The organism is Pseudomonas sp. m6p, from assembly GCF_055760375.1.
In genome coordinates this window covers 2,686,883-2,710,459 of record NZ_CM147084.1, presented here as the reverse complement: position 1 = coordinate 2,710,459, position 23,577 = coordinate 2,686,883, and the positions used below count along the sequence as shown (strand labels likewise).

At 58.6% G+C, this 23,577-nt stretch carries 24 protein-coding genes and 4 pseudogenes; 16 read left to right on the top strand and 12 right to left on the bottom strand.

Annotated features, from left to right (window positions below):
• Nucleotides 1-23: 23 nt before the first annotated feature.
• The 4 genes from ACYZUM_RS12370 to ACYZUM_RS12355 all read left to right on the top strand — a co-directional run bounded on the left by ACYZUM_RS12370 (nucleotide 24) and on the right by ACYZUM_RS12355 (nucleotide 2,488).
• Nucleotides 24-296 carry a hypothetical protein gene (locus ACYZUM_RS12370; protein WP_138763869.1) on the top strand — a complete coding sequence of 91 codons (273 nt, stop codon included), beginning with the start codon at nucleotides 24-26 and terminating at the stop codon, nucleotides 294-296.
• A 114-nt stretch (nucleotides 297-410) separates the two neighbouring features.
• Nucleotides 411-1,724: a cytochrome c gene (locus tag ACYZUM_RS12365; RefSeq protein ID WP_200656946.1), complete on the top strand. Its 1,314-nt coding sequence runs from the start codon at nucleotides 411-413 to the stop codon at nucleotides 1,722-1,724.
• 28 nt (nucleotides 1,725-1,752) lie between these two features.
• On the top strand, nucleotides 1,753-2,241 hold the full coding sequence (locus ACYZUM_RS12360) for a (2Fe-2S)-binding protein (protein WP_090439256.1): 489 nt from the start codon (nucleotides 1,753-1,755) through the stop codon (nucleotides 2,239-2,241).
• Nucleotides 2,234-2,488, top strand: coding sequence for a hypothetical protein (locus tag ACYZUM_RS12355; protein WP_200656945.1), 255 nt, complete (start codon nucleotides 2,234-2,236; stop codon nucleotides 2,486-2,488). Before ACYZUM_RS12360 ends, ACYZUM_RS12355 begins: the two co-directional genes overlap by 8 nt.
• A 39-nt stretch (nucleotides 2,489-2,527) precedes the next feature.
• Here the strand turns inward: ACYZUM_RS12355 and ACYZUM_RS12350 are convergent.
• From ACYZUM_RS12350 to ltrA, 4 genes and pseudogenes are all read right to left on the bottom strand, one after another.
• Nucleotides 2,528-5,525 (bottom strand): annotated as a pseudogene (locus ACYZUM_RS12350) (Tn3 family transposase).
• 23 nt (nucleotides 5,526-5,548) lie between these two features.
• A pseudogene (locus ACYZUM_RS12345) lies at nucleotides 5,549-5,782 on the bottom strand (putative toxin-antitoxin system toxin component, PIN family); the annotation flags it as partial.
• Nucleotides 5,782-6,021, bottom strand: a complete 240-nt coding sequence (locus ACYZUM_RS12340; RefSeq protein WP_102605451.1) for a ribbon-helix-helix domain-containing protein — start codon at nucleotides 6,019-6,021, stop codon at nucleotides 5,782-5,784. The pseudogene ACYZUM_RS12345 and the gene ACYZUM_RS12340, both read right to left, overlap by 1 nt.
• Before the next feature lie 260 nt (nucleotides 6,022-6,281).
• Nucleotides 6,282-7,988 carry a group II intron reverse transcriptase/maturase gene (gene ltrA / locus ACYZUM_RS12335; RefSeq protein WP_200656944.1) on the bottom strand — a complete coding sequence of 569 codons (1,707 nt, stop codon included), beginning with the start codon at nucleotides 7,986-7,988 and terminating at the stop codon, nucleotides 6,282-6,284.
• A 1,338-nt stretch (nucleotides 7,989-9,326) separates the two neighbouring features.
• Here ltrA and ACYZUM_RS12330 point away from each other — a divergent pair.
• The 7 genes and pseudogenes from ACYZUM_RS12330 to ACYZUM_RS12300 all read left to right on the top strand — a co-directional run.
• Nucleotides 9,327-9,569 (top strand): hypothetical protein, encoded by a 243-nt coding sequence (locus ACYZUM_RS12330; protein WP_102605452.1) that lies wholly within the window; start codon nucleotides 9,327-9,329, stop codon nucleotides 9,567-9,569.
• A 178-nt stretch (nucleotides 9,570-9,747) separates the two neighbouring features.
• A complete protein-coding gene (locus ACYZUM_RS12325) occupies nucleotides 9,748-10,371 on the top strand; it encodes a TraB/TrbI/VirB10 family type IV secretion system protein (protein WP_325167164.1) in 624 nt (207 codons plus the stop codon).
• A gap of 9 nt (nucleotides 10,372-10,380) precedes the next feature.
• The gene (virB11, locus tag ACYZUM_RS12320; RefSeq protein WP_200656943.1) at nucleotides 10,381-11,409 is read left to right on the top strand and encodes a P-type DNA transfer ATPase VirB11; all 1,029 of its coding nucleotides are present in this window, start codon (nucleotides 10,381-10,383) and stop codon (nucleotides 11,407-11,409) included.
• Nucleotides 11,393-12,307 carry a lytic transglycosylase domain-containing protein gene (locus tag ACYZUM_RS12315; protein WP_048377555.1) on the top strand — a complete coding sequence of 305 codons (915 nt, stop codon included), beginning with the start codon at nucleotides 11,393-11,395 and terminating at the stop codon, nucleotides 12,305-12,307. The genes virB11 and ACYZUM_RS12315 overlap by 17 nt, the downstream gene beginning before the upstream one ends.
• A 29-nt stretch (nucleotides 12,308-12,336) precedes the next feature.
• Nucleotides 12,337-12,663: a TrbM/KikA/MpfK family conjugal transfer protein gene (locus ACYZUM_RS12310; RefSeq protein ID WP_019410167.1), complete on the top strand. Its 327-nt coding sequence runs from the start codon at nucleotides 12,337-12,339 to the stop codon at nucleotides 12,661-12,663.
• Nucleotides 12,653-12,781, top strand: coding sequence for a hypothetical protein (locus tag ACYZUM_RS12305; RefSeq protein ID WP_254925078.1), 129 nt, complete (start codon nucleotides 12,653-12,655; stop codon nucleotides 12,779-12,781). Before ACYZUM_RS12310 ends, ACYZUM_RS12305 begins: the two co-directional genes overlap by 11 nt.
• Before the next feature lie 27 nt (nucleotides 12,782-12,808).
• Nucleotides 12,809-13,003: pseudogene (locus ACYZUM_RS12300) on the top strand (phospholipase D-like domain-containing protein); the annotation flags it as partial.
• Nucleotides 13,004-13,075: 72 nt separating this feature from the next.
• On the opposite strand, the gene ACYZUM_RS12295 reads toward ACYZUM_RS12300, so the two are convergent.
• From ACYZUM_RS12295 to ACYZUM_RS12265, 7 genes are all read right to left on the bottom strand, one after another.
• Nucleotides 13,076-14,179: an FAD-binding oxidoreductase gene (locus ACYZUM_RS12295; protein ID WP_009682427.1), complete on the bottom strand. Its 1,104-nt coding sequence runs from the start codon at nucleotides 14,177-14,179 to the stop codon at nucleotides 13,076-13,078.
• 1 nt (nucleotide 14,180) lies between these two features.
• The gene (locus tag ACYZUM_RS12290; protein WP_095030922.1) at nucleotides 14,181-15,248 is read right to left on the bottom strand and encodes an aromatic ring-hydroxylating dioxygenase subunit alpha; all 1,068 of its coding nucleotides are present in this window, start codon (nucleotides 15,246-15,248) and stop codon (nucleotides 14,181-14,183) included.
• A gap of 186 nt (nucleotides 15,249-15,434) precedes the next feature.
• A complete protein-coding gene (locus tag ACYZUM_RS12285) occupies nucleotides 15,435-16,547 on the bottom strand; it encodes a DUF2817 domain-containing protein (RefSeq protein WP_019410170.1) in 1,113 nt (370 codons plus the stop codon).
• A 23-nt stretch (nucleotides 16,548-16,570) separates the two neighbouring features.
• A complete protein-coding gene (locus ACYZUM_RS12280) occupies nucleotides 16,571-17,338 on the bottom strand; it encodes an ABC transporter ATP-binding protein (protein ID WP_009682424.1) in 768 nt (255 codons plus the stop codon).
• Between the two features lie 27 nt (nucleotides 17,339-17,365).
• Nucleotides 17,366-18,079 (bottom strand): ABC transporter permease, encoded by a 714-nt coding sequence (locus ACYZUM_RS12275; protein WP_009682423.1) that lies wholly within the window; start codon nucleotides 18,077-18,079, stop codon nucleotides 17,366-17,368.
• Nucleotides 18,076-18,765 carry an ABC transporter permease gene (locus ACYZUM_RS12270; protein WP_009682422.1) on the bottom strand — a complete coding sequence of 230 codons (690 nt, stop codon included), beginning with the start codon at nucleotides 18,763-18,765 and terminating at the stop codon, nucleotides 18,076-18,078. Before ACYZUM_RS12270 ends, ACYZUM_RS12275 begins: the two co-directional genes overlap by 4 nt.
• 116 nt (nucleotides 18,766-18,881) lie before the next feature.
• Nucleotides 18,882-19,652 (bottom strand): ABC transporter substrate-binding protein, encoded by a 771-nt coding sequence (locus tag ACYZUM_RS12265; RefSeq protein ID WP_009682421.1) that lies wholly within the window; start codon nucleotides 19,650-19,652, stop codon nucleotides 18,882-18,884.
• A 381-nt stretch (nucleotides 19,653-20,033) separates the two neighbouring features.
• On the opposite strand from ACYZUM_RS12265, the gene ACYZUM_RS12260 reads away from it, so the two are divergent.
• Entirely contained in the window at nucleotides 20,034-20,963 is a 930-nt protein-coding gene (locus ACYZUM_RS12260; protein ID WP_009682420.1) for a LysR substrate-binding domain-containing protein, read from the top strand.
• Between the two features lie 6 nt (nucleotides 20,964-20,969).
• On the opposite strand, the pseudogene ACYZUM_RS12255 reads toward ACYZUM_RS12260, so the two are convergent.
• Nucleotides 20,970-21,585, bottom strand: a pseudogene (locus ACYZUM_RS12255) (LysR substrate-binding domain-containing protein); the annotation flags it as partial.
• A 199-nt stretch (nucleotides 21,586-21,784) separates the two neighbouring features.
• Here ACYZUM_RS12255 and ACYZUM_RS12250 point away from each other — a divergent pair.
• The 4 genes from ACYZUM_RS12250 to tnpB all read left to right on the top strand — a co-directional run bounded on the left by ACYZUM_RS12250 (nucleotide 21,785) and on the right by tnpB (nucleotide 23,566).
• A complete protein-coding gene (locus ACYZUM_RS12250; RefSeq protein WP_019410174.1) occupies nucleotides 21,785-22,003 on the top strand; it encodes a type II toxin-antitoxin system RelE family toxin in 219 nt (72 codons plus the stop codon).
• Nucleotides 22,004-22,499: 496 nt separating this feature from the next.
• Nucleotides 22,500-22,868 (top strand): hypothetical protein, encoded by a 369-nt coding sequence (locus ACYZUM_RS12245; protein ID WP_463975017.1) that lies wholly within the window; start codon nucleotides 22,500-22,502, stop codon nucleotides 22,866-22,868.
• Nucleotides 22,869-22,910: 42 nt separating this feature from the next.
• Nucleotides 22,911-23,234 (top strand): IS66-like element accessory protein TnpA, encoded by a 324-nt coding sequence (gene tnpA / locus ACYZUM_RS12240; RefSeq protein WP_200656942.1) that lies wholly within the window; start codon nucleotides 22,911-22,913, stop codon nucleotides 23,232-23,234.
• Complete coding sequence (tnpB, locus tag ACYZUM_RS12235; protein ID WP_234451257.1) at nucleotides 23,231-23,566, top strand: IS66 family insertion sequence element accessory protein TnpB; 336 nt, start codon at nucleotides 23,231-23,233, stop codon at nucleotides 23,564-23,566. The genes tnpA and tnpB overlap by 4 nt, the downstream gene beginning before the upstream one ends.
• Nucleotides 23,567-23,577 lie beyond the last annotated feature (11 nt).

Below are 23,577 nucleotides of genomic sequence, written 5' to 3'. Positions count from 1 at the left end.
AGCTCTTCACCCACTCGATCGCCATGCACTTTCTCGTCGTCGACCACCGCTTGTTGGAGCTGCACAAGAGCTCTTTTCTCAGTACCGGTCGCTGGGTCCTCTCAGCAGCGATTCCTCTTGGCTGGGCCATTGGGCTGATGACGGTGATATCACCACCGATCGTGACATTTCTGCTCTCCTTTGTGGCCGGCAGCATGGTGTTGATGGTCATTCAGGAGGAGTTTTCGGAGACAGGCTCAAGCTCTTTTCCGGCTTTTCTAGTCGGCATATGCCTCTATTCGGCGCTCGTTTCATGATTTAACCGCGCTGCGCCAACCTCAGATTTAGCTGCCACACGTCAGCCTGAATGGACAGGAGCCGAGCACGGCTATACTCAGCCAGATCAGCTCTCCGGGCTAAGGAGGTCGGTCTTGATTAAGCGGATCTACATCGGCTTGGCAATTCTGGTCGTCCTGGGTGCGGCGTTGTTTTTCGCCCTGGTCTGGCGGCCGACCATCGCCCCCATCGCTCCGGGCTCGGTTGCGGGCTTCCCCGCCGAGCTGGTTGCCAAGGGTGAAGCCTTGGCCGGCGCAGGCTACTGCGCGACCTGCCACACGGTGAAGGGCGGACAGCCCTATGCCGGCGGCTATGGAATGCCTACCCCCTTCGGTGTCATCTATTCGACCAACATCACACCCGACCCGGATAGCGGAATCGGCCGCTGGTCCGAGGCGGCATTCATGCGTGCGATGCACGAAGGCGTCTCTCGCGATGGTTCGCATCTTTATCCCGCATTCCCCTACGACCACTTCACCAAGGTCGCCGACGAGGATGTAAGGGCACTCTATGCCTTCCTCATGACGCGTGAGCCGGTGAGCGCGCCGGCGCAGCGCAATACCCTGCCGTTCCCCTTCAACATCCGCGTCCTGCAAGCCGGCTGGAAGCTGCTGTTTATGGACCAGGGCCGCTATCGGCCGGTCGCCGGCAAGAGCGAAGCATGGAACCGCGGCGCCTATCTCGCCGAGGGCTTGAGCCATTGCGCCGCCTGCCACACGCCACGCAACGTGCTGGGCGCCGAGAAAGCCGCTGACGACAGCTACGCGGGCGCGATGATCGAAGGCTGGTTCGCGCCGGCACTGACGGCTGCCAATACCACACCGCTACCCTGGACCCAAGACGAGCTGTTCACCTACCTGCGCAGCGGAGCGACTGCCCTGCACGGCGTTGCCGCGGGCAAGATGTCGGACGTCGTGCACGACCTGGGCAGGCTTCCCGACGCCGATATCCAGGCAATAGCCGTCTATTTTGCCGACCTCAACGGCTCCTCCGCACTGAAGACAGGCAGCGATGAAGCGCTGGCCAAAGCGCTGGCGACCTCCGCTCTCGGCAGCCGCCTGGAACCCGACGCCGGAGCCGTCCTGTACTGGGCAGCCTGCGGGTCATGCCACTACAACAGCGCAACGACGCCTCTCAGCGTGCGACCGGAGCTTGCCCTCAACAGTGCGCTCACCGCGGCCACCCCCGACACGTTCATCCATATCGTGATGGCTGGAATAGGTCTGGAAGAAGGCATCCCCAACGTGCTCATGCCGGCTTTCTCGCAGGCGCTGAACGATGGCGAAATCGCGAAGATTGCCGACTATCTGCGCCGAACACGCACCGAGCTGCCCGCCTGGGAGCAGCTGGAAGCGAGGGTGGCGGCAATCCGCAGGGAAAGTGCTGGCTCTGCTGACCTGAGCCCTTGATGGAAACGTTGTTCGGAGTCGCAAGATCATGACCAGATTCGAACTCAATGGTCGGGACGTCTCGGTCGAGGTGGCCGACGATACCCCGCTGCTTTGGGTGATCCGTGACGACCTCGGCCTGACCGGCACCAAATTCGGCTGCGGGATCGGCCTGTGCGGGGCCTGTACCCTGCACATCGATGGCCGCGCCATCCGCTCCTGCATCACCCCGCTGGGCGCCGTGGCTAATGCGCGGGTCACGACTATCGAGGGGCTCGATCCCAAAGGCCAACACCCGCTGCAGAAAGCCTGGATCGCGACGCAGGCGCCCCAATGCGGTTACTGCCAGTCGGGTCAGATCATGCAGGCGGCCACGCTGCTCAAGGACTTCCCTGATCCGAGCGACCAAGACATCGACGCCGTCATGAACGGTAGCCTGTGCCGCTGCATGGCCTATGTACGCATCCGCCAGGCGATCAAGCTCGCCGCGGCAGAGTTGAGAAGCGGCACAGTCCATGAAGGCACAGCCCATGAATAAGTTCGTGAATGACCCGCAGGAGGCGGGTGGCCAAAGGGTTGCGATCTCACGCCGTGGCTTCCTGATCGGCGCCACGAGCGCGGGCTTCACCCTGGCGTTTTCCTGTTCCGGCCTTGGGCTTCTCGATCCCGCCGAAGCCATCGCCAGCCAGAACTTCGAGCCGACCCTCTGGTATCGCATCGATCATGACGGCCTCGTCACCGTCAACATGGGGTTTGGGGAGCAACGGAACAGAAAGTGCACTTAAGCTCGGATGTCCTGGAGGCGACCTTTCACCGAAGAGATGTCACTGATCGTCGTCTGGATTGCGCAGCGGTCTCAGCTCACCTCGAGCAACCTCTTCCGGTACCGCGAAGGAGTACCGACCCAGCATGTTGATGTGCTCATAGATCAGCGGCGACAGCCGAGCCAGATCCTCCTCCTGCACCGGGTAGCCGTGCTGCCTTAGCCGTTCCACGGCGGCGGTCATGTAGAGGGTGTTCCACAGCACGATGATATTTACCACCAGGCCCAAGGCGCCGAGTTGGTCCTCCTGACCTTCGCGGTAGCGCTGGCGAAGCTCGCCGCGTTTGCCATGGAACACGGCACGGGCCAGGCTGTGCCGGCCTTCGCCGCGATTCAGCTGGGTCAGGGTGGCACGACGCTTGGATTCGTCATCAATGTAGGTCAGCGTGTGCAGAGTTTTCTCGATCCGTCCGAACTCTGCCAATGCCTGGGCCAGACGGGTCGGACGATCCCCCATTTGCAACGTGCGCATGATGCCGGTCGCCGGTACCCGACCGAGCTTGAGCGACCCGGCGAGACGCAGCAGGTCATCCCAGTGCTCGGCGATCAGGTCGATTTTTACCGACTGGCGTGCCAGTCCGTTGAGCTTGCCATAATCCGCGTCTGGGCTCGTGCGCCAGAAGCGGGTACCGCCGACATCGGCTAGGCGCGGGCAGAAGTGATAACCGAGCAGGCGGAACAACCCGAACACCACATCGCTGTAGGCACCGGTATCGGTCATGATTTGTGTTGGCTGCAATTCGGTCTGTTGTTCCAGCACGACCGCTAGCAATACCAGGCTGTCGCGCAAGGTGCCAGGCACCGTGATGGCGTTCAGGCCGGAGAACTGATCGGAAATCAAGTTGTACCAGGTGACTCCCCGTCCGGTACCGAAATACTTCGGGTTGGGACCGGCATGCACGGTGCGCACCGGTACGACGAAACGCATGCCATCGGCGGAGGCCACCTCGCCGCCGCCCCAGACCTGAGCCAGCTCCAGTTGGCTTTGCGCAGACACCAGAATGGCATTGGCTGCTGACAGGGTGTCGTCGCGGAGATAGTTCTGGCTGACCCAGGACAGTCGGTCACGGCGCAGCGCTTGGTTATCATTGCGTATCAGTGGCTCCAGGCCGGTGTTGCAGGCTCCCCCCCAGGAGTACGGCACACAGGCTTGTCACTAGGTTATCGGCCCGCGCATTGCGTTCGGACACATGGGTGAAGGCTTCAGCAAAGCCGGTGCGGGCGGCGATTTCCAACAGGATTTCTGGCAGATCGACACGCGGCATCAAGTCGGCCACGGCCGCACGCAGTTGCAGTAGCGAGTTCGGTTCCTCCAGCTTGTCCAGCGCTCCGAGGGACAGCTCAGTTTTACCATCAGCGCTCTCGCTCAACTGGATGGCAGGGTTTTCGGGCAAGCGGGCAGCGACTGCCTGCCACGTTGCATCCAGCTCGACAGACAAGGCGTCCAAGGTGGTTTTGGCATCGATGGTCAGGCCCAGCGAGCGGCAGATGATCGGTCGTGCCGTCAGCCATTCAGCGCCATCGAGCAGACCGATACGCGGGTCGACATAGCGCCAACTGGGTGAAACAAAGACATCGCGACGACGTAGGGCAGTGCGCAGTGCATCAAGCGTACAGAATACATAGGCACCCATGTCGAGGGAGCCATCTTCGCGGGTGATGTGCTGCTGCCAAGCCTTGGCCACGATCTCCTGTGGAGCATCGTCTTCCGGTTTTCTACGAGGTAGGTTCAGTTGCAACCAGTCCAGACTAGCCGCCACACCCTTGCCAGCTGGACTGAAGCCAAAGCGAATATGCTTCAATAGGTCGGGGAGGAAACGGCGCACGCTGCGGTAGCGCTCCTCCAGGGCGAGGTAATACACATCGTTGGCCGGACGGATCAACGCGGTGACCTCTTCGAGGGCTTTCTCCAGAGTGATACGTGGCAGTTCGTTGAACAGCCGGGCGCGGACGTTGTCATCGCTAATTTAGCTATCCAACACCACCTTGCAGGCGGCGGCGAGCGTTGCTGCCGAGCGATCCAGGTCTTTTAGGCTACGCAACCGAGCTTTCTTGTCGGCCCTCTCTGCGTTGCTGAACAGGTCGCGCAGTAAAGCTTCCAGAACTTCCAGGGCGTCGTCATGCGCAGTCGCCTCCAGACAAAGCGCAAACGCCACCAACGTTGCCATCCGCCGCGATGCCGGCAGCCGGTTGATCGCTGTGACCTTGGCCGTGTTGGCAAAGCGTGCCAGGGCCGCGATTCGGCTGGGCGGGATATGCGCCGCTGCGGGCAAGGTGATGCCGATGCCACGCACGTCATCGAGCCGCCGCAGCGCTCGGATCAGTGCAGGCCCACTGATCATCACCGGGCCGAAGCGCAATTGATCCAGGCGGGAGTAGCGGTTACCTTCGACTACTACCAGTAATTCTTGCAGGTGCTGTCTCTGTTCATCGGTCACGCTGCGGCCCAAGGTGAGCCAGAGGCGTTCTTCGACCCGACTGCGCAGTTGCGCGATAAACCGCTCCAGTACGGTTACGCCAGGCAGTAAAACCTTGTGCGTCAGCAACCAGGTCGTCGCCCGATTGAACAGCTCACCAGGACGATCTGTCCCTGTCCAGCAGAGCGTATATAGCCAGCGAGCAAGTCGAAAGCCGACGCTGGAGTCAGCAAACACTTGATAGCCATAACGCTCCTGAATCTAGCCGGCATGACGTTGACGCTGACGGGTTTCAGCATAGGCCAGGATGCAAGTCGGATCATTGATGCCGAGCTGACGACTGAGCGCTTGCAGCACCTCATCCGGAACGGCTGAAAAGTCTTCAGGGAAGGTGCCCAGGTAGCGGACGCTGGTCAGTTGCGTGGCGTAGCCGAGGCGGTTGTGTTCGCCGCGCAGCGGCAGGAGGGCTTTGTGGTCGTCATCGCTCAGGTGAAAATAGCGTTCCAGCTCTTCGCGGCTAGGAGGATCGACATAGCGACCAAAGCCGTCGCGTTGCTCTTGAGTCAGAAAGTCAACCGGCATCGATCACAGTACCTCGGTGCAGACCGCTCCAGTACCATCGCCCGTTGCAGGTTATTGATCATGGCACCCACGTTGGCAAGCTGCAGGATAGCCTGAAGCTTGGGGTAACGACTGGCGCGACGAATTTCATCGAGCTGTGCCCGTGAGGTCACTACCTCGAAACGTGCCGCCCGTCAAGCCTGGTAGATCGCATCGGGCGCGCCATGCGGTGAAATCAGCGCGCTGAACAAGATGTTGGTATCCAACACGACCCGCATCAGCGCCTACGTGCCCAGTGGAGCGCTTGATCAACTGCTTCGGTCAGTTCTGCCTCATTCAGAGGGGCGTTAGCGGCCTTGGCCTGTTCGGCGCTCAGTACAAGGATGTGTGCCCGCACCGTTTCTTCGATGAAGCGCGACAGATCGCCCTTATGCCCACCGCCTTGGCTGGCTAGAAACATGCGAAGCGATTGGTCAGTGTCGGTGGAGACAGCGACGTTCCAGCGAGTGGTTTTCATGATTTTCTCGTCGAAAGGTGTTTATGTGCCTATATACTCACCATACGCCACTCTGCAACAGTTCGAATAAACCTTAGTTTTGTCTAACTTTGACGCGACATGACTCATATCAATTTAAGAGAACAGCACCAATTGATGAGCTCTGACCCACCTTGTGCATGGGATTTCTGACAAGCAAGCATTCAGAGTCGGGTGGGAGCCAGCCATTCCTGGCTGACCCCCCCCTAAGAACCGTACGTGCGCTTTTCAGCGCATACGGCTCAAGCCTTCGCTAAGCTTCCGATGGAAGCCGGTTTGTTCACGTGCAGGCCACGAGTATGCAGTTGGTTGTGGCAGTTAGGGTGTAAGAGTACCCGATTGGCCAGTTCGTCTCCACCGCCGAGGGAGCGGTGGACGACGTGGTGGTCATGCCACCCTGTCTCCTTGGTTATCGGTTGCTTACACAGCAGACACAGTCCATTTTGACTGGCAAAGAGGCTGCCGATTTGTTTCCGGTATTTGAGCTTGCTCAGCATCCGGTCCATCCGCAGTTTCTCACCTTGGGCCTCCATGGCGGGATCGTAGGGGTTGTAATCCCCACTCACCTTTTTGTGTCGCTCGATCGGAGTACTCGCGAGCGAGTACAGCTCGACCTCCCTTTTGCCTCCTTCTGCATCTACCACTGTGGTGGCAAACACCCAACTCCTGTCTCCTGAGGTCCGGAAATACTTCTTCCTTACCCAGTCGAGGGACTTGTTAGGGTGCCGCCTCTTCGCCCAACGCCAGAGTTTGATAAACACTCTGTGGTCCATTCGGCTGTAAGCCTGTTTCGCAACGACTGGTTGGTGGTACAGCGCCCAGCCCCTCAGTTTCGGGTTGAGCAGTCGGATCAGATCCTCCTGCTTGACCGTTTTGTGAGAGTCAACTACCTCCCTTACCTTGCTGTAGAACGCCTTGACGTTCTTCTTGCTCGGCTTAATCAGTAGCGTTCCACTGTACTTCCGGAAATTCCAGCCAAGGAAGTCGAAGCCTCCGTCGATGTGGGCGATCCGCGTTTTCTTGGGTGACAACCGCAGTCCGCGCTCAGCGAGGAACTGCTCTACCCAAGGTTTTACTTCATTCTCCAGCACCTCCGGAGAGGCCCCTGTGATCACGAAGTCGTCGGCGTATCGCACCACGTTCACCTTCAGCCTTTTCGCCCTTGTCACCCCCAAGTATTCCTTGAGGAGCGTTTCCAGTCCATCCAGTGCCAGATTTGCCAGCGTCGGGGAGATGATCCCCCCTTGCGGCGTACCTGCATCCGTTGCGTGTAGCTGCCCTTTGTGGATGACCCCGGCCTTTAACCATTGCCGCAGCATCCGTGTATCCGTTGGGGCGTTCCTTAACAGCCATTCATGGTTGATGTTGTCGAAGAACCCTTCGATGTCTGCATCTAGTACCCATTGAGCCGAAGCCTTCTTGGATAGACACAAGAACAGCTGCGCCATCGCGTCTGCCGTACAACGTTCGATCCTGAAGCCGTAGCTATTCGGATCGCCTCGGGTTTCCGCGACAGGGGACAGAGCCAGCATGTACAGCGCCTGCATGGCTCTGTCTGTCATGGTCGGTATGCCCAGAGGGCGTTCCCGTCCATCCGACTTCGGGATGTAGACGCGCCGTAGTGGCCGAGCCTTGTATCCCCGCATCTTCAACAATCCAACCGCATTCCATTTTGCGTTGGGTGTATCCCAGAGTTGCCTATCGACTCCCGCCGTGCGGCTCCCCTGATTTTCCGTGACTCTCCGTACAGCCAAGTATCTGGCTGACTTCGAGCGGGTGAGCATCCGTTGCAGGGATTTGACCCTACGCCATTTGCCTTCCCGACAAGCCTTCGCAATTCGCATCTGCATTCCCCGGACATTCCTCTGGACTCGGCGCCAATCGACGTCGTGCCACTGTTGCGGAGTGCCGGAAAGCGCAGACTCACCTTGCTGGCTGAGCTCTTTCATGCTGCTTTCCTCTCAAAGTGAAACCACCCGAGCGGAAGGCGCACGTATCCCCTGAGGGGTGCGTGCACCCCGTCAGGGTAGGATTATCAAGGGCCAATGGAGCTGGACCCTGAAGTTAATGAGACGGTCTCAGTCAGAGTTATTGCGACGGAAGACCACGCAGAAGTCTGCCCGGTTTTCCCGTGGGGTGATGTTCCAACCCCTATCCAGGCCATTACAGCCTGGCATTCGCTTTCTCTGCGATCCCATACCCGCACCGCCAACAGTGTCCCTTACGGTTCACCTGCCCAAGGGCAGCGATACGGGCTTACCACGTTCCCTATCTGTCACACGACTGGGTTAGGACCTGCCTTTTCACCGGCGATCATATGAGGCGACGTATCCCCAAGCGCCACGGAGATAACCGACCGCGTACCTTTTGGTTCAAGCCTAACAGCAGTTTTGGCTTGGTAATGCTTACGGTGTTTATTAGCAGTTCACGTATGTTGTCCATACCAGTCAGCCTAGCGCCTCAACCCGGTACTGCTCCGAGTATCCACCGCCTCCCTCGCAGGAGAATGGTACCCCTTGAAAGGGGGGCTACATTGTCAGACGGGCTTCGAACACCACCATTGCTAGTGATGCACGCCGTCGTAGGCTACCGTTGGTCGCACAACGAGTCCGCTGCCATCCTGTATTAGCGATGGTTGGACAATGACAGACAGAGCTTTCGCTCATGTCTCCGTTTGGAAGAAGTGGGGACCGCTGTGGCGGCTCACTTGGGTTGGGTTACTCCTGTTTTGAGGCAGGAGAAACCCCAGCGGGGATTTCTCCCGCGAGGGTTGAAGCCGCAAAGGCTTGAGTTAGTGCCGTGGAGGTGACCGTTTGAAGCGTTTCTTGACCTCTGGCCAGTTGGCCCACGTTGCCAGCCCTAAGCAAAAGATTAGGAGGCTAGTGAGGCAGATGATGCCAAATGTGTCATGACTCATTTCGTACATATCACTTTCCGACGAATGGCACTCCAGGACCGACAAAATCGGTCCGCAGTCGCGCTTCCGAGTGCTTAGCGACCTGGGGGTTTCGCCACCGCCGCTGCGGCAAGTCCTTTAAGGCGAGGGACTTCTGGGCGGGTTTTGGTTCAAGGGGATGGATACCCAAGTATTTGATTCCTTTAGGAATCTCTCAAGCTGACCCTACAGCTTGGGACGGGAGACACGTTACACGTGTCGCACAACGCTATGCATCATCTTTGTCTATGCTCAAAACTCCCCTTCAAGAAAGTGAGGCATGGAGCATGGCGCCGGAGACACTGTTCATTACCGAGCGTGGTCTGTTGACGAACAGAAAGGACCCCACGACATGACCCAGACCGAGAAAACCCCTGAGCAACTTCAAGCGCGCATTGCCGAGTTGAAAGCCCAGTATCAGCAGCTGCAGGACAATTACGACGATGAAGTTCTCTTGTGCTCAAGCCTGCTGCGCGCCTTGGTCAACGCTGACGCTGGCTTCTGTGAGACGCTGGTCAAGCATGCCGATTGCTCGGCTGAGCGTAAGGCCGACGCGCTGGATTACCTCGTCGATGCACGCGCGGGGTATGGCTGAGTGGACTGATCATAACGGCGTTTTCGTTCAATCGCCCCCCACAAACAGGCCCACTGCGGTGGGCTTTTTTGCGTCGGCTGGACGCCACAACCCTATAGACTGGTCCCTCAGTCATAGGGCGAGTGGTTAATCCACAGGTCGTCCCTTCCCCGATAGGAAACGCTGTAATGCAGAAAACCTGGAGTACAAGGTTCTGCAGGGCGCTGTTATCGAGGCTGTGTTGCAGCCCCGCGCCCAAAGTCAGTTGCCGGGGCAGATCTGCGTAGACATTCAGCAGGACGTTTACGCGGCTGTCGGTCGTCGGGTTCTGATTCCGTGGGGCTCGACGGTTTGCGGCAGCTACAACGCCAGTCTTCGCCCTGGTCAAGAACGGTTGTTCACCATCTGGAATTGGTTACGTACGCCGAACCTGCCTGGACGCCCAGCAATGGAGATCGCGATCAATAGCGCGGGCTCTGACCAGTTGGGCACCGCTGGTCAAGGTGGCGTAGTCGATAACCATTGGGGGCAAATCTTCGGTGTTGCTGCAGCGGTTTCGATCATCGGCGCCGGTGCCTCGAATACCGGAGTGTCGTCCGGCGATCAGGAAAACTCGGCGTCACGCTATCGCACGGAAGTACAGGAAGCCGCGTCTGAGTCGGCCCAAACGATCCTGGGTCGCTACGCCAGTATCCAACCAACTTTGACCGTGCCCCATGGCTCGCGTGTGGTGATCTACCTGCAGCGCGATTTGGATTTCACCTCGCAATTCGAGGCCGAGATCGAGCACGCCAAGAGTGGCGGCGTCACCTTCATCCAGTGAGGAAGCGGTATGTCTGAGATTGCATCGTTCCGCGCCAAACTGAAAAACCTGGTCACGCTGCTGGACGATCCAGAAGTGACCGAAATTGCGATCAACGGCCCTGGCAACGTCTGGGCCGGTTATCACGGCAGTCGGTTCATGAAGCCGGTGCAGATCGAGGGGGTAACAACTGGATTAATTACCTCGCTCGGTGAGGTGATTGCCGCTCATACCGGGCAACAGGTTGACTCGTATACGCCGATTCTGTCGGGCCGTATTCCGATCAATCTCGCCGAGGGTGTGCCAGACAACCAGCGCGGCGATTACCGCGTGCAGGTTGTCTTGGCGCCTGCGGTCGAACAGCACATTGGCGGCATCGTCTGTATCCGTAAGCCCGGTATCAAGCAAATCACCCTGGACGAATACCAGGACACCGGGGCTTTCGAGCATATCAACGAGCCTCGGTTGCACAGCGATTATTCCGACGATCACCTGATAGCGCTGTATCGCGCTAAGCGCTGGAAAGAGTTCTTCATCGGGATCATGAAAGCCCGCAAGAACATCATGATTTCAGCCGGGACCAACGCGGGTAAAACCACCTGGCTCAACGGGATGCTGGAGCACATTGATCCGCATGAACGTCTCGTCACCATTGAAGACACCCGCGAGATCCGCACACCCAACAAGAACGTGGTTCACCTGATCTATTCACGTGGCGGTCAAGGTCGCGCCAAGGTCACACCGTTTGACCTGCTTGAGTCGATTCTTCGACTGACCCCCGACCGGGCAATCATGGGCGAGATCCGCGGCGGCGAAGCCTTCCCGTTTTTGGAGCTGTTGAACACCGGTCACAGCGGTTCACTTTCCTCGATTCACTCGGACTCGCCGGAAATGATGTTCGACCGCCTGGCGTCTATGGCTGCGCGTGGCGGCGCCGAAATGAACAAGTCGCAACTGATCGAATACTCGAGGCAACTGATCGATGTCGTCATTCAGTGGGAGTACGGCTTTGATGGCCGTCGCTACATCTCGGAGGTTAAATATGCAAAAGCTGCCTAAGTTCGCGGTAACGCTGTTGGCACTGGCCTGCACTCTCGGCCAGGCCTGGGCCGATGAACAAGCCCCGGTGCCGTTCTCTGAGCTGGCCGTTAAGTGCGCGCCTACCGTGCATCCGCAGACCCTAAAGTCATTGATCGGCAATGAATCGACCTACAACCCTTACGCTATTGGGGTTGTCGATGGCCGATTGGAGCGTCAGCCCAAGTCGTTGCGTGAAGCGGTGGCCACCGCCGAACGGTTGGAGCGCGAAGGCTTCCGTTTCTCGGTCGGTATTGGCCAGCTCCTGGTGACGAACATGCGGGCTCTCGGCCTGAGCTACGCCCAAGCGTTTGAGCCGTGCCGCAACCTGCAGGCGATTAGCGAGCTGATGGTCAAGAACTACACCAAAGCCCTGACCGCGAATCCGAACCCACAAGAAGCCCTGCGCGACTCGCTCTCGATGTACTACAGCGGGAACCCTGTACGTGGTTATCGCCCGGACAAAGAGGGTGATCTGTCCTACGTGCAGAAAGTTGTGGTCGGTGCCCTGAATCCTTCGAGTGCTGATCCGATTGTGCCTGCTGTGGAGGCCACTGCAGGCGATGAGGCGATACCCGTAGCGGTTGCATCACCAGGGGCACGAAAAACGCCTGTGCGCGCTCGTACAGCTTCGTCAAAACATAGTGACCCATGGGTGATTGTGACCGACGAAAACGGCCAGGCACCGCAACCCGCTCAACAGGCTGCGATGCAACCGGCGAGCCCTGAGCAGTCAAGGATTCAAGTTGCGCTGGACACTGGCGATGCCGCGCCGGTTGAACAGTTCCAACGCTTCGCTGATCCCAAACCAGCCGCTGCGCTGGCATCCGGCCAAGGGCAAGCGCAAGTCGAGCCATCTTTCGTACAGATCATCAATTGAATTTCTCGCACGCGAGAAAAGGGGGATTTATGCAAAAACTTCCATCCGTTTTTTTGCTGGGAGCGTTATTGCTGTCAGGTCCAGCCGTTGCTGATGAACCGGTCCAGCCGCCCTATGGCCATGACAGTAACCCCGACGCTTGCGGTGCTGTTCTTTGTCTACTTGGCATGACCCGCGATGGTGACTGCGACAAGTACATCCAGAAATATTTCAGTATCAAGCGTTACAAGCACGGACATTTCAGTCCTTCGCGCACGAAAGCCGCACGGGGGGAGACTGATGAGTCCTGCAAGGACGATGAGGGTTTGACTAAAAAGGCCAACGATATTTGGGGGCCTGTAGAACATGGTTTCTAGAGTTTTCAAGCCACTGGCGTTGACGATGGCACTGGTCGCGGGGGGCAGCCTGCAAGTGCTGGCCCTGGCTGCTGACAACGAGGGCGACGCAAGCCGTCGCATCGAGGTCGGTTTCTAGCCCGAGGGCTCTGCACAGAAACTAGTCTTGCGCACCATTTACGCGGCCACCAGCTCTATCCGCGTTGCTGCGTACGTCTTCACCAGTCCAGACGTTACCCGAGCGCTGGTTGCCGCCAAGCAACGCGGTGTTGACGTGGCGGTGGTCGCCGATCACCGCAGCAACCTCGAAGAAGCGCGCTCAACTGCTGGGCGCCATGCCCTGACGCTTATAGCCAAGACGGGTACCCAAATATTGGATCTGATTTTTCGCGCCCAGCATCAGACACGCGGCCGACTTCGCCTACAGCGCTTACTATTGGCGCAGTTGCACCGTGATCGCACTGGTGGGCCGCGTGCAGCACAACAGGATGTCACCGTTTTGCGGAGCGTCCAGCGGGTCGTCGAAGTACTCGACCGTACCTTCGCGCAAGCTCACCTGGCAGGTATTGCACAAGCCCGCCCGGCAATTGAACGCCGGAGTCAGGCCCGCCTGTTCGGCCAATTCGAGCAATGAATGGCAGTTTTCATCCCAGGCTACGCGGGTGCCGGACGGCATGAAGCAGACACTTACGGCACCGTCCTTTGCCACAGGTTCGCTCAGCGTCGGCTCAGGTGGCGGCGCTGGACTGACGTCGTCTTCCTCAAGCACCGTCGCCGGGCCAAAAAACTCGTAATGAATTCGTTCGCGGGCCACCCCAAGGCTGCGCAACAGCCGCCAGTTGGCCTGCATGAAAAGTCTGGGGCCGCACAGGTAGATATCATAGTCGTCCAACGGCAGCAGGCTTTGCAGGGTTTGGCGACTGATCAGGCCCTGGCTGTGAAAGCGGTCACGATCCGCCTCGCTCGGATTGCGATAACAGAAGTGCACTTCAATGCCCGGGCGCCGGTCGGCCAGGGCCAGCACTTCATCGCGAAACCCATGCACCGCGCCGTTTTCGCAGGCGTGCAGAAAGTGCACCGGGCGCATCGACTGGCCGCTCAGGCGATGCAGCATGCTCAGCATGGGCGTCAAACCGACGCCGCCGCTGAACAGCACCACCGGCCTTGGACTTTGCTCGTCCAGCACAAAGGTGCCTGATGGGCCTGCGATGTCGAGTACGTCGCCAACCCGCACGCCGTCGTGCAGGTGGTTGGAACCTTGTCCGGCCGGCAGGTCTTGGCGATCGAACGGGGCGGGTTCACGCTTGACCGAAATTCGTACCTGGAGCGGGTTGTCCGTGAGGGCACTGACGCTGTAGTTACGCAGCACTCGAGTGCCGTCGCCCAACACCAGCCGCACCGTGAGGAACTGCCCCGGACGAAAGTCCATGGGTGCAGGACCGTCCTGCGGCGCGAGGACGAAGGAGGTAATGACCGCGCTTTCCGGCGTTTTCTCGATCACCCGCCAAGCCTTGAAACCTTGGGGTTGGCTGCTCATCTCAAACCCCCGCTGTTTGCGGTCTGGCCTGTACCAGCGGGATCAAGTCCGCAGGTTGTTCCTGGGCAATCAATTTGGCCAGGTTACGCCGGAAACGCAGGGGTCCCGAGTCGGAGGCCAGGTCGATATTGGGGCTGCACTTGTTGGCCATGCCTTGATGGACGGCGGCGAGCACCACGCGGTCTTCGGCGAAAGCGTGACGTACGTCCTCATCGAACTGGCGCGAGACTTCCTCGTTGCCCTGGTCGAAGTTGCGCACCTGGAACCAGTAGTAGCGGGTGGTGGATTCATCGATGGGGGTCATGAAGTTGTAGGAGTTCATCAAGAACACCTGTTCGTGCACCGGCCCGGCATCCGATCCGGTGCCGGCCGGGGTGAAGATGGCCTTGATGATGGCCTGGGCCGGGTAGTGCACTTCGTAATGCTGCTTGCGGTCACAGTTGCCGCTGAACTTGACGAACTTGGCGTAGAACGGCGCCACTTCGATGTCGCGCATCCACCGCGACACGATCACGCCGACGTCTGTCACCGTAGTTTGCAGCGGCTCCTGGGCGCATGCGGCGCTGCCAAAGGAGGACTGGTGAACCCAGGCCACGTGGGAGGGGTCGAGCAGGTTGTCGGTCATGTACAGGTAGTTGCAGGGGATGACCATGCTGTCGCCACGATTCAGGCCCCAGGCCGGATCGCCCCATTCGGGCACGTGGCAAATCTTGCTGGCGTCGGCCAGCTCGGCATCGCCCATCCAGATCCAGATCAGGCCGTAGCGCACGGCCAGCGGATAACTGCGCACCTTGGCGCCTTGGGGAACGTGCTTACTGCCGGGGGCGCGCACGCAACTGCCCGAGCAGTCGAAGGTTAGGCCGTGGTAACCGCATTCGATGTCGTCACCTTGGCGCCGCCCTAAGGACAACGGCAGTTTGCGATGCGGGCAGGCATCTTCTAGGGCGACCGGGGTGCCATCGCCTTTGCGGTAAAGCACTACCGCCTCATTCAGCAGCTTGACCGCAAACAGTTGCTCACCGAGTTCGGTTTCACTGGCGGCGACATACCAGGCGTTGCGCATAAACATGGTGTCTCTCCTTATTATTCTTCGGATCGTGGCTAACGACGTATCCAGAATACGAGAGGCCAGTTGAGTAAGAATAGATGGATAAAACTGATATTTGGTTTAGGTTCTCTTAAGTGTTTATCGCGTCCCCACGAACATCTCCTGTGGGAGCTAGCTTGCTCGCTCCCACACTGGGTGCTGTGCGTTTTACAGACCGCCGCGCGTGCCTATCGCGGACAACGCCCGTTCCCAGATCTGCCGCGTTCGCACCCACACCAACTCTTGCCAGTCGCTGTCCGCGGGGAAGAATTGTTCAAGCAGTTGCAACTTGATCTGCCGTGCTTCGGGGCCGGTTGGGTCGCCGTGTAGGTGCAGCCACTGATCGTCGCGCAGCACCGCATGGATTTGTTGACCAGGGTAGGTGCCGCACTCGATCACGAACGGCATCAGTTGCACATGAGGCAAGGCGTTGATGATGGCCTGGGAGGTGTAACCGGTGGCAGTGGCAGCAACGCCGGTGTCACTCTGGCTGTTGGCGCTGGTCATCAGGGTGAACAGCCAGGGCCCGAACAACACCTGGGCCTGGGGCAGTGCCGGGTACGAGGCCTGGGCAATGGTCATCAACATCGGATGGCCATAATCGCCCGCGCCGGTGTGCAGGTCGAAGCACATCGCGACCTCGGCGTGTGCCAGGTGTTCGCCGAGGATCCGGTGCAGGGTCTGGTTCGACCAACTTGAGCTGTTACCGCCGTAGAACAGGCCATCGGGATGGCGATACTGACCGGCCTCGACAATCGACATCACCGCCGACCAGCCCTCGCGGCTGATCCGTTCATTGAGCTGGGCATCGGCGCGCTCACGTTCGGGGCCACGCAGTTGGGTACAGGTGTAGATCGGGTGCAGAGTTTCATAAGCCGCGTTGTCGGGTGGTGTCTTAGTGAAGTCCAGGTAGTTGCGGTTGAGGTCGATGTTGTCCTCGTTGACCCGACGCATCCAGGCCGTGCCCCACGGGTTGATCAAGTGGATCATCAGTACCGCGACGTCGTCGGGCAGGCTGCGCTCGCTGAAGGTTTGCAGCCATTGGCGCTGGCAATCCGAGCCGTAATAACCTTCCACGCCGTGGGTGCCGCTCAAGGCCACCAACACCCGTTTGGCCTGGGGGTTGCCGAGCAGGGCCACATCTGTGCCCAGGGCCTCGGCGAACGGGCCGCGCAATGGGTGCGGGTAATGGCTAAGACGGGCGCCGACGGCCTCGGCGGCGGCGAGGAATTGTTCACGCTGCTGGGTAAAGCTGCGGTGTGATGGAAAACCGTTACTCATGGTTGTCTCCTGTCGAAATGGGGTTACTTCAGGCGGCCGGAGAGGAACTGGGTCAAGCGCTCGCTTTGCGGACTGACCAGCACTTCACCCGGCGGACCTTGCTCTTCAACCCGGCCTTGGTGCAGGAACATCACATGGTTGGAGACGTTGCGCGCAAACCCCATCTCGTGGGTGACCACGACCATGGTGCGACCTTCCTCGGCCAGGGCCTGCATCACTTTCAGCACCTCGCCCACCAGTTCCGGATCCAGCGCGGAAGTGGGTTCGTCGAACAACATCACTTCCGGTTCCATGGCCAAGGCACGGGCAATGGCGACCCTTTGCTGCTGGCCGCCGGACAGGTGGGACGGGTATTTTTTCTCAACGCTCGGGTCCAGACCGACTTTATGCAGGTACTGCCGCGCGCGTGCCTCTGCGTCCTTGCGCTTGACGCCCAGCACATGCACCGGTGCTTCGATGATGTTCTCCAGCACGGTCATGTGCTGCCACAGGTTGAAGTGCTGGAACACCATCGCCAGTTTGGTGCGCACTTTTTGCAGCTGACGCGGGTCGGCCACCCGCAGCGCGCCGTTGAGATCCTGTTTGGTGCGGATTTGCTCGTTGTTTACCGTGATGGTTCCGGCGCACGGCTGTTCCAGGAAGTTGATGCAACGCAGGAAGGTGCTTTTGCCCGAGCCGCTGGAGCCAATGATGCTGATTACGTCGCCAGCTTTGGCCTTGAGCGATACGCCCTTGAGTACTTCGTGGTCGCCGTATTTCTTGTGCAGCTCATCTACGCTTAGCTTATACATGTTCGATGTCTCCAAAAGGACGGTCACTCAATGCGCCTGCGGTTGCAAGAAGGCCAGCCAGCGCACTTCGCAGCGACGAAACAGCCAGACCAGGGTAAACACCATCAGCGCGTACAGCACCGCCGCCAGGCCGAAGGCTTCGAACGAGGAGTAGGTCGCAGAGTTGACGTCGCGAGCGACCTTCAATAGATCGGGCACGGTGGCGGTGAAGGCGAGAGTGGTGGAGTGCAGCATCAGGATCACTTCGTTGCTGTAGTACGGCAGCGAACGGCGCAATGCCGAGGGCAGGATGATTCGCCGGTACAGGGTGAAGGTGGACATGCCATAGGCGCGGCCTGCTTCGATCTCGCCATAGGGCGTGGCGCGGATGGCGCCGGCGAAAATCTCCGTGGTGTAGGCGCACGTGTTGAGGGCAAAGGCCAGCAGGGTGCAGTTCATGCCCTCGCGAAAAAACGCATCGAGGGTCGGTTGGTCGCGCACCACTTGCAAGCTGTAGATCCCGGTGTAGAGGATTAGCAGTTGGATATACAACGGCGTGCCGCGAAACACGTAGGTGTAGAACCATACGGGCATGCGCAGCAGCGGATTGGACGAGACTCGTGCCACGGCCAGCGGCACGGCCAGGGTGCCGCCGATGGCGATGGAAGCGACTAGCAGCCAGAGGGTCATGGCCACGCCTGAGAGTTGGTAGCCGTCAAACCAAAGGTAGGCTTTCCAGTACTCCTGGACGATATCGATCATAGCTGCGCACCTCTGACGCCCACCGAGTAGCGGCGTTCAAGCCACATCAGCACGCCGTTGGAAACGGTGGTCAGGGCCAGGTAGATCAGGCCGCCGACCACGCTGAAGAAAAACAGGTCCATGGAGTTCTTGCCCGCGTCCTGGGTGACTTTGACGATATCGATCAAACCAATGATCGACACCAGCGCCGTGGCCTTGATCAACACCTGCCAGTTGTTGCCGATTCCCGGTAGGGCGAAGCGCATCATTTGTGGAAACAGCACCCGCACAAACACCTGCCGACGATTCATGCCGTAGGCCACGGCAGCTTCCAACTGGCCGGCTGGCACGGACTGAAAAGCGCCGCGGAAGGTCTCGGTGAAATAGGCACCGTAGATGAAACCCAGGGTCAGCACCCCGGCCGCGAAGGGGTTGATGTCAATCTGTTCGGTGTCCAGCCATTCAGTCAGGTTGTTCAGCCAGATCTGCAGGCTGAAGAACAGCAACAACATGATCACCAGGTCCGGCACGCTGCGAATCAGCGTGGTGTAGCCGGCGGCCAGGTGACGCAGCAGCGGTTGTTTCGATAGTTTGGCTGATGCGCCGATCAGGCCCAGCGTGACGGCCAGTACCATGGACATCAGTGCCAGCTGGATGGTCGCCAACGTACCTTCGAGAATGAGCGAACCATAGCCCTGTAAAAGCATGTTCTGTCTCTCCGTTGGCAAGGGCGGCCCGGGGGCCGGCCCTTGCGCGAAATGGATGGGCAAGGCGCCGGATCACCAAGCCGCGAGCGTTCCGGCACCGGTCAAGCGCAGGGCTTTTAGTTGTAGATGTCGAAGGTGAAGTACTTCTTCTGGATGGTGTCGTAGGTGCCGTTCTTGTGCATTTCGGCCAGTGCCCGGTTGATGGCTTCCATCAGCTGCGGCTCGTTCTTGCGCAGGCCGATGGCAATGCCTTCGCCCAGCAGTTCCTGGTTGTACACAGCGTCGCCGGCGAAGGCGAAACCGGTGTTCTTAGGCGTTTGCAAAAAACCCAGTTCGGCCACGGCGGCATCGGTCAGGCTGGCGTCGATACGGCCGCTGACCAGGTCCGGATACAGCAAGTCCTGATTGGGGTAGGTGACCATGATCACCCCTTTAGGCGCCCAGATTTTTTTGACGTACGTCTCTTGGGTAGTGCCTTGGGCTACGCCGACGCGCTTGCCTTTCAGGGATTCTGGCGTAGGCAGCAGACCGCTGTCCTTTTTCGCGATCAAACGGTTGGGGGAGTTATAGAGACGGTCGGAGAAGTCCACGTTTTTTTTGCGCTGGTCGTTGATGGTCATTGCCGACAACACGGCATCGAACTTTTTCGCCCGCAGCGCCGGGATGATGCTGTCGAATGCGTTTTCCACCCACACGCACTTGACCTTCAGCTCGGCGCAAATGGCGTTGCCCAGGTCGATGTCAAAGCCCACCAGTTGACCGTCGGGGTTTTTCGATTCGAACGGAGCGAAGGTCGGATCGACGCCAAAGCGAATGACGCTTAAATCCTTGGCCAGGACGCCGGTGGAAGCCAATGCAAAGACGGTGGCGAGGACAAATTTTTTCATTGTTGTTTTTCCTTTCTCTGACGGATCGAACGCTAACGATGTATTACAGAAAAATCTTTATATGATAGTACCTGTATATACATAAATGCAAAATGCAGGCCAATTCACGGAAAATTCCTGCAAGGTGCTGTTTTTCGCGGTGCTGATAAGCCCGGGGTGGCTGAGTCGCCGGGCCACTATGGTTTTTTGTTACGCATGGTTACATCAGAGGCTGCACCGTATCGGGTCTTGCGCAACAACATGGGGCGTCTCCTGACCGGGACAGGTAAATACCCGCCAAAGCCAGAATACGAGGCTTTTCATATAAAAAAAAATGTCGAAAACTGTGGCTTGCTATAGCTCAGCTAAAGTATAAAACCGTCGATTGCTATGGAGATGATGATGAACAGCTTGCCTTCCCTGCGCGCGCTGCAGGTTTTTGAAGCCGTGGGACGTTTCGGCGGCATTGTCGAGGCCGCCAAGCGTCTGGGTATCTCGGCCGGTGCCGTCAGCCAACAAATGAAACTGCTGGAAGACACCCTGGGCTTGAGCCTGACCTTGAAGGTCGGCAAGCGTATTCGCCTGACCGCCGCCGGCCAGCGTTATCACGATAGCTGCGCAGCGGCATTCGAGAGCCTGCGCATCGCCCAGGTCGAGGTCGAGCGGTCGAAAAACGCCAGCAACCTGCGCATCAGCGCTTTGCCGTCATTGCTGTCGGATTGGTTGGCACCGCACATCTATGCCTGGCAGGACGAGCACCCGGAACTCAATTTGTTTCTCGATGGCAGTCACGCCGAACCTTCGCCAGAGGGCTACGACATCGATTTTCGCTTCACCTACGGCGACTACGTGGCCACTGAAAACGCCATCGAACTGTTTCGCGATTGCGTGGTGCCGGTGTGCAGCCCTTGGTTGTTGCGGCCTGATGTGCTGCTCAACAAACCGGCAGACCTGCTGGCATATCCGCTGCTGTCCATCGACTGGCTACCGAAGTTTGCCTCGCCGCCTTCGTGGCGTGACTGGTTCAAGGCCCAACAGGTGGACTGCGAAAGCATTCGCGATGGCTACCGCGTGTATTCCTTGTCTGCCATGGCAATCCAGGCCGCATTGGCGGGGCAGGGTGTGGTACTGGCGCAATACTCAATGGTGGCTGATGCGTTGTCAGATGGGCGTTTGATCAGGCCGTTTGCCCGGGCCTTGCCCTTGCCGTCGGCGTATTTTTTGGTGGGTGCCAAGGGCGCGTTCGACAAGGCCCACTGCCGCGACTTCCACCGTTGGATTGTGGCGCGCGGGCGTGAGCAAATGGTGATCAATCAGCGGTTGCTGGCGTAGCCGTCACTAGGCTGCGCTTGAGCTCAGGTTTTCGTCGGACAGTTCGCTGTTGGAGCGCCGGCACAGGTAGTACTGGCGGCCGTCATCCACGTGCAGGTCGAACAGCTTTACCAGTTCGCCGCTGGCGACATCGGCGCCACCAACGGCTCGCGCAGCAGCGAGCAACCCAGGCCGGTCAGCGCCAGTTGCCCGTCTTCGAGCAGCAAGCCATTGAGCGCACTGGCGTGCTTGACCTCGGCGACTTGAAACCATTCGGCCCAGGTGCCGCGTTCTTCGTCGTGCAGCAACGGCAGTTGGCTCAAGGCCTGGGGCGAGTCGATGGGGGCGTGGCGCTGAAGGAATTCGCGGCTGCAATAGGGCGAGACAGCACCCGAGATCAGCGGCTCGCTGTGATTGCCCGGCCAGTGGCTGGTTCGCTGGAATAGCTGCGGTGGTTTGCGTAGGTGACGTTGATGTCCAGTTCCGGGTTTTGCGCCAGGAACTCGACCAGCCTCGGAATGAACAGGTTGATGCCAAACAGCGGAATCAAGCTGATGGTCACCTGGCGCATGACGGACTTCTCGCGCACATGCTCAGTGGCGCTGTGCAATACCGCGAAAGCCGAGCGGATGGCACGGTAATAGGGGGCATGCCGAGATAAGGCAAAGTTCACTAATTTGGTATGCAACTACTTGTCTGGATTGATAATTCCCGAGACAACGCGATGGCGTGCGCAGATTGTCCGAGGTGGCCAGCCATTTAGGACGGCTTGAGGTGGGTACGCAAGCCTTTATAGAACAACAGTATGCGAAGCAAATGTCCTAATTTTCCCTTATCTCGGCATGACCCCTCAAATCGCCAAACGCATTCTGCTGTTCCTGCATGAACGTGTGTCGAGCTTGGAGGATCCACGCAGCATTGGCGAAGCCTTAAAAGACTCAAGCTTAGGGGATTTTTGGAAGTATCGCGTGGGGGATTACCGCCTCATCAGCAGCATCGAGGACGGTGCGTTGCGCATCCTGGTCGTCAAGATTGGTAACCGCCGTGAGGTGTACCGGTAAGTAACGTATGGGTACCGATGGATGGATGATTGACTGATGCCAGCTCACATTGGTGACGCCTAATCGCTCCGCCAGCTCAACCATGGGTGCGTAGCTGCCATCCCAGTTTGAAGGACTTTCTCGTACAAAAGCGCCTGAATGAAACAAGGCATAACACACGGCATCGTGCGGAGTAAGACTCTTGGCAGGATGCTCAATAACGGTTCTTTGGCCTTGAAAGTTGTAGCAGATCGTAAAGCCCATGCCCCCACCTTAAGACCCCAAAAAGAGCAATTGGTCTGCGTTCACGGTAGTTCGCTTTATCAGTTTTTCCAATCCCCTCAGTGGCCGCTTATCGGGTCACCTACAAGATTGCGCCCATGCTGGGCGCACCAACAAAAAACCCGCAAGTAGCGGGCTCTCTGTAGGTGGGGCGCTGATCCATCAGACTGGTCCATCAGTCATAGTGCGAGTGGTTAATCCACAGGTCGTCCCTTCCCCGATAGGAAACGCTGTAATGCCATTAACCATCACTAATCCTTACCGTCTGCGTTTGGAGTGCCTCCGTAACGTGTCGCCAGGCTGCGCGGACTTGGCCGGACGCATTGTTGTGGCGTTACGTACTGAAGTCATGACCCTATCCACCGCGACTCTAATCGAGGATTTATTCGATCACCTGGACGCAATTGCCGCGCAGCACAGCGGTAGTGTCACGCGTCTGGGTATATGGATGATGGGCTTGATCCACGCCAAAGCGTTGCTAAGCACGGAGGTAGAGACGTTCCTCTCTGACGCCGCCACTTTGGGCGGCCCATCCAGTGTGGGGTATGCGTCCGGCCAAGTCATCTACCCAACCTCGCAAAGCCGGGACATGGTGTGCACTTAAATTTAGGTGGGCACCAGTTCTAGCCTTTTAAGCGGGTATTTCATGCAGCCAACACGCCGTTCGTATTCCAAATCCTTCAAAGCCCAGGTCATTCAAGAGTGTGCCCAACCCGGCGCATCGATTGCCAGCATCGCCCTCAGCCATAGCCTTAACGCAAACCTCGTTCACAAATGGATTCGGGTGCAAGTGCAGAAAAGCACGGCGCTTCAACCAGCATTCATCCCATTGCCTATGCAAACAACGGCGCCCGTATTTTCATCGAATATCAGCGTTGAGATTCAGCACCCACGCGTCACCGTCAAAGTGAACTGGCCAACCGATAGCGCTGCTGCCTGCGCCGCTTTCCTTCGAGACCTGTTGCGATGATCCGCATCGACGCCATCTGGCTCGCCACCGAGCCCATGGATATGCGCGCCGGCACCGAAACGGCGCTGGCGAGGGTGGTCGCGGTGTTCGGTGCGGCGAAGCCGCACTGCGCTTATCTGTTTGCCAATCGCCGCGCGACTCGGATGAAAGTGCTGGTACACGATGGGATTGGCGTTTGGCTGGCTGCACGTCGCTTGAACCAAGGCAAGTTTCACTGGCCAGGCATTCGACAAGGCAGCGAAATGCAGTTGGATACCGAACAACTTCAGGCCTTGGTGCTCGGTCTACCTTGGCAACGTGTTGGCGCTGGGGGTGCAATTACGCTGCTTTAAAACTGTAATTA

What these genes read in the sequence shown, in the direction of transcription:
- ACYZUM_RS12305 (WP_254925078.1), top strand. Translation starts at nt 12,653, where the DNA reads ATGGTTTCTAGAGTTTTCAAGCCACTGGCGTTGACGATGGCACTGGTC.
- ACYZUM_RS12270 (WP_009682422.1), bottom strand. Translation starts at nt 18,765, where the DNA reads ATGCTTTTACAGGGCTATGGTTCGCTCATTCTCGAAGGTACGTTGGCG.
- ACYZUM_RS12295 (WP_009682427.1), bottom strand. Translation starts at nt 14,179, where the DNA reads ATGAGCAGCCAACCCCAAGGTTTCAAGGCTTGGCGGGTGATCGAGAAA.
- ACYZUM_RS12360 (WP_090439256.1), top strand. Translation starts at nt 1,753, where the DNA reads ATGACCAGATTCGAACTCAATGGTCGGGACGTCTCGGTCGAGGTGGCC.
- tnpA (WP_200656942.1), top strand. Translation starts at nt 22,911, where the DNA reads ATGCAGCCAACACGCCGTTCGTATTCCAAATCCTTCAAAGCCCAGGTC.
- virB11 (WP_200656943.1), top strand. Translation starts at nt 10,381, where the DNA reads ATGTCTGAGATTGCATCGTTCCGCGCCAAACTGAAAAACCTGGTCACG.
- ACYZUM_RS12355 (WP_200656945.1), top strand. Translation starts at nt 2,234, where the DNA reads ATGAATAAGTTCGTGAATGACCCGCAGGAGGCGGGTGGCCAAAGGGTT.
- ACYZUM_RS12315 (WP_048377555.1), top strand. Translation starts at nt 11,393, where the DNA reads ATGCAAAAGCTGCCTAAGTTCGCGGTAACGCTGTTGGCACTGGCCTGC.
- ltrA (WP_200656944.1), bottom strand. Translation starts at nt 7,988, where the DNA reads ATGAAAGAGCTCAGCCAGCAAGGTGAGTCTGCGCTTTCCGGCACTCCG.
- ACYZUM_RS12310 (WP_019410167.1), top strand. Translation starts at nt 12,337, where the DNA reads ATGCAAAAACTTCCATCCGTTTTTTTGCTGGGAGCGTTATTGCTGTCA.
- ACYZUM_RS12330 (WP_102605452.1), top strand. Translation starts at nt 9,327, where the DNA reads ATGACCCAGACCGAGAAAACCCCTGAGCAACTTCAAGCGCGCATTGCC.
- ACYZUM_RS12245 (WP_463975017.1), top strand. Translation starts at nt 22,500, where the DNA reads ATGCCATTAACCATCACTAATCCTTACCGTCTGCGTTTGGAGTGCCTC.
- ACYZUM_RS12285 (WP_019410170.1), bottom strand. Translation starts at nt 16,547, where the DNA reads ATGAGTAACGGTTTTCCATCACACCGCAGCTTTACCCAGCAGCGTGAA.
- ACYZUM_RS12260 (WP_009682420.1), top strand. Translation starts at nt 20,034, where the DNA reads ATGAACAGCTTGCCTTCCCTGCGCGCGCTGCAGGTTTTTGAAGCCGTG.
- ACYZUM_RS12265 (WP_009682421.1), bottom strand. Translation starts at nt 19,652, where the DNA reads ATGAAAAAATTTGTCCTCGCCACCGTCTTTGCATTGGCTTCCACCGGC.
- ACYZUM_RS12370 (WP_138763869.1), top strand. Translation starts at nt 24, where the DNA reads ATGCACTTTCTCGTCGTCGACCACCGCTTGTTGGAGCTGCACAAGAGC.
- ACYZUM_RS12290 (WP_095030922.1), bottom strand. Translation starts at nt 15,248, where the DNA reads ATGTTTATGCGCAACGCCTGGTATGTCGCCGCCAGTGAAACCGAACTC.
- ACYZUM_RS12340 (WP_102605451.1), bottom strand. Translation starts at nt 6,021, where the DNA reads ATGAAAACCACTCGCTGGAACGTCGCTGTCTCCACCGACACTGACCAA.
- ACYZUM_RS12275 (WP_009682423.1), bottom strand. Translation starts at nt 18,079, where the DNA reads ATGATCGATATCGTCCAGGAGTACTGGAAAGCCTACCTTTGGTTTGAC.
- tnpB (WP_234451257.1), top strand. Translation starts at nt 23,231, where the DNA reads ATGATCCGCATCGACGCCATCTGGCTCGCCACCGAGCCCATGGATATG.
- ACYZUM_RS12250 (WP_019410174.1), top strand. Translation starts at nt 21,785, where the DNA reads ATGACCCCTCAAATCGCCAAACGCATTCTGCTGTTCCTGCATGAACGT.
- ACYZUM_RS12280 (WP_009682424.1), bottom strand. Translation starts at nt 17,338, where the DNA reads ATGTATAAGCTAAGCGTAGATGAGCTGCACAAGAAATACGGCGACCAC.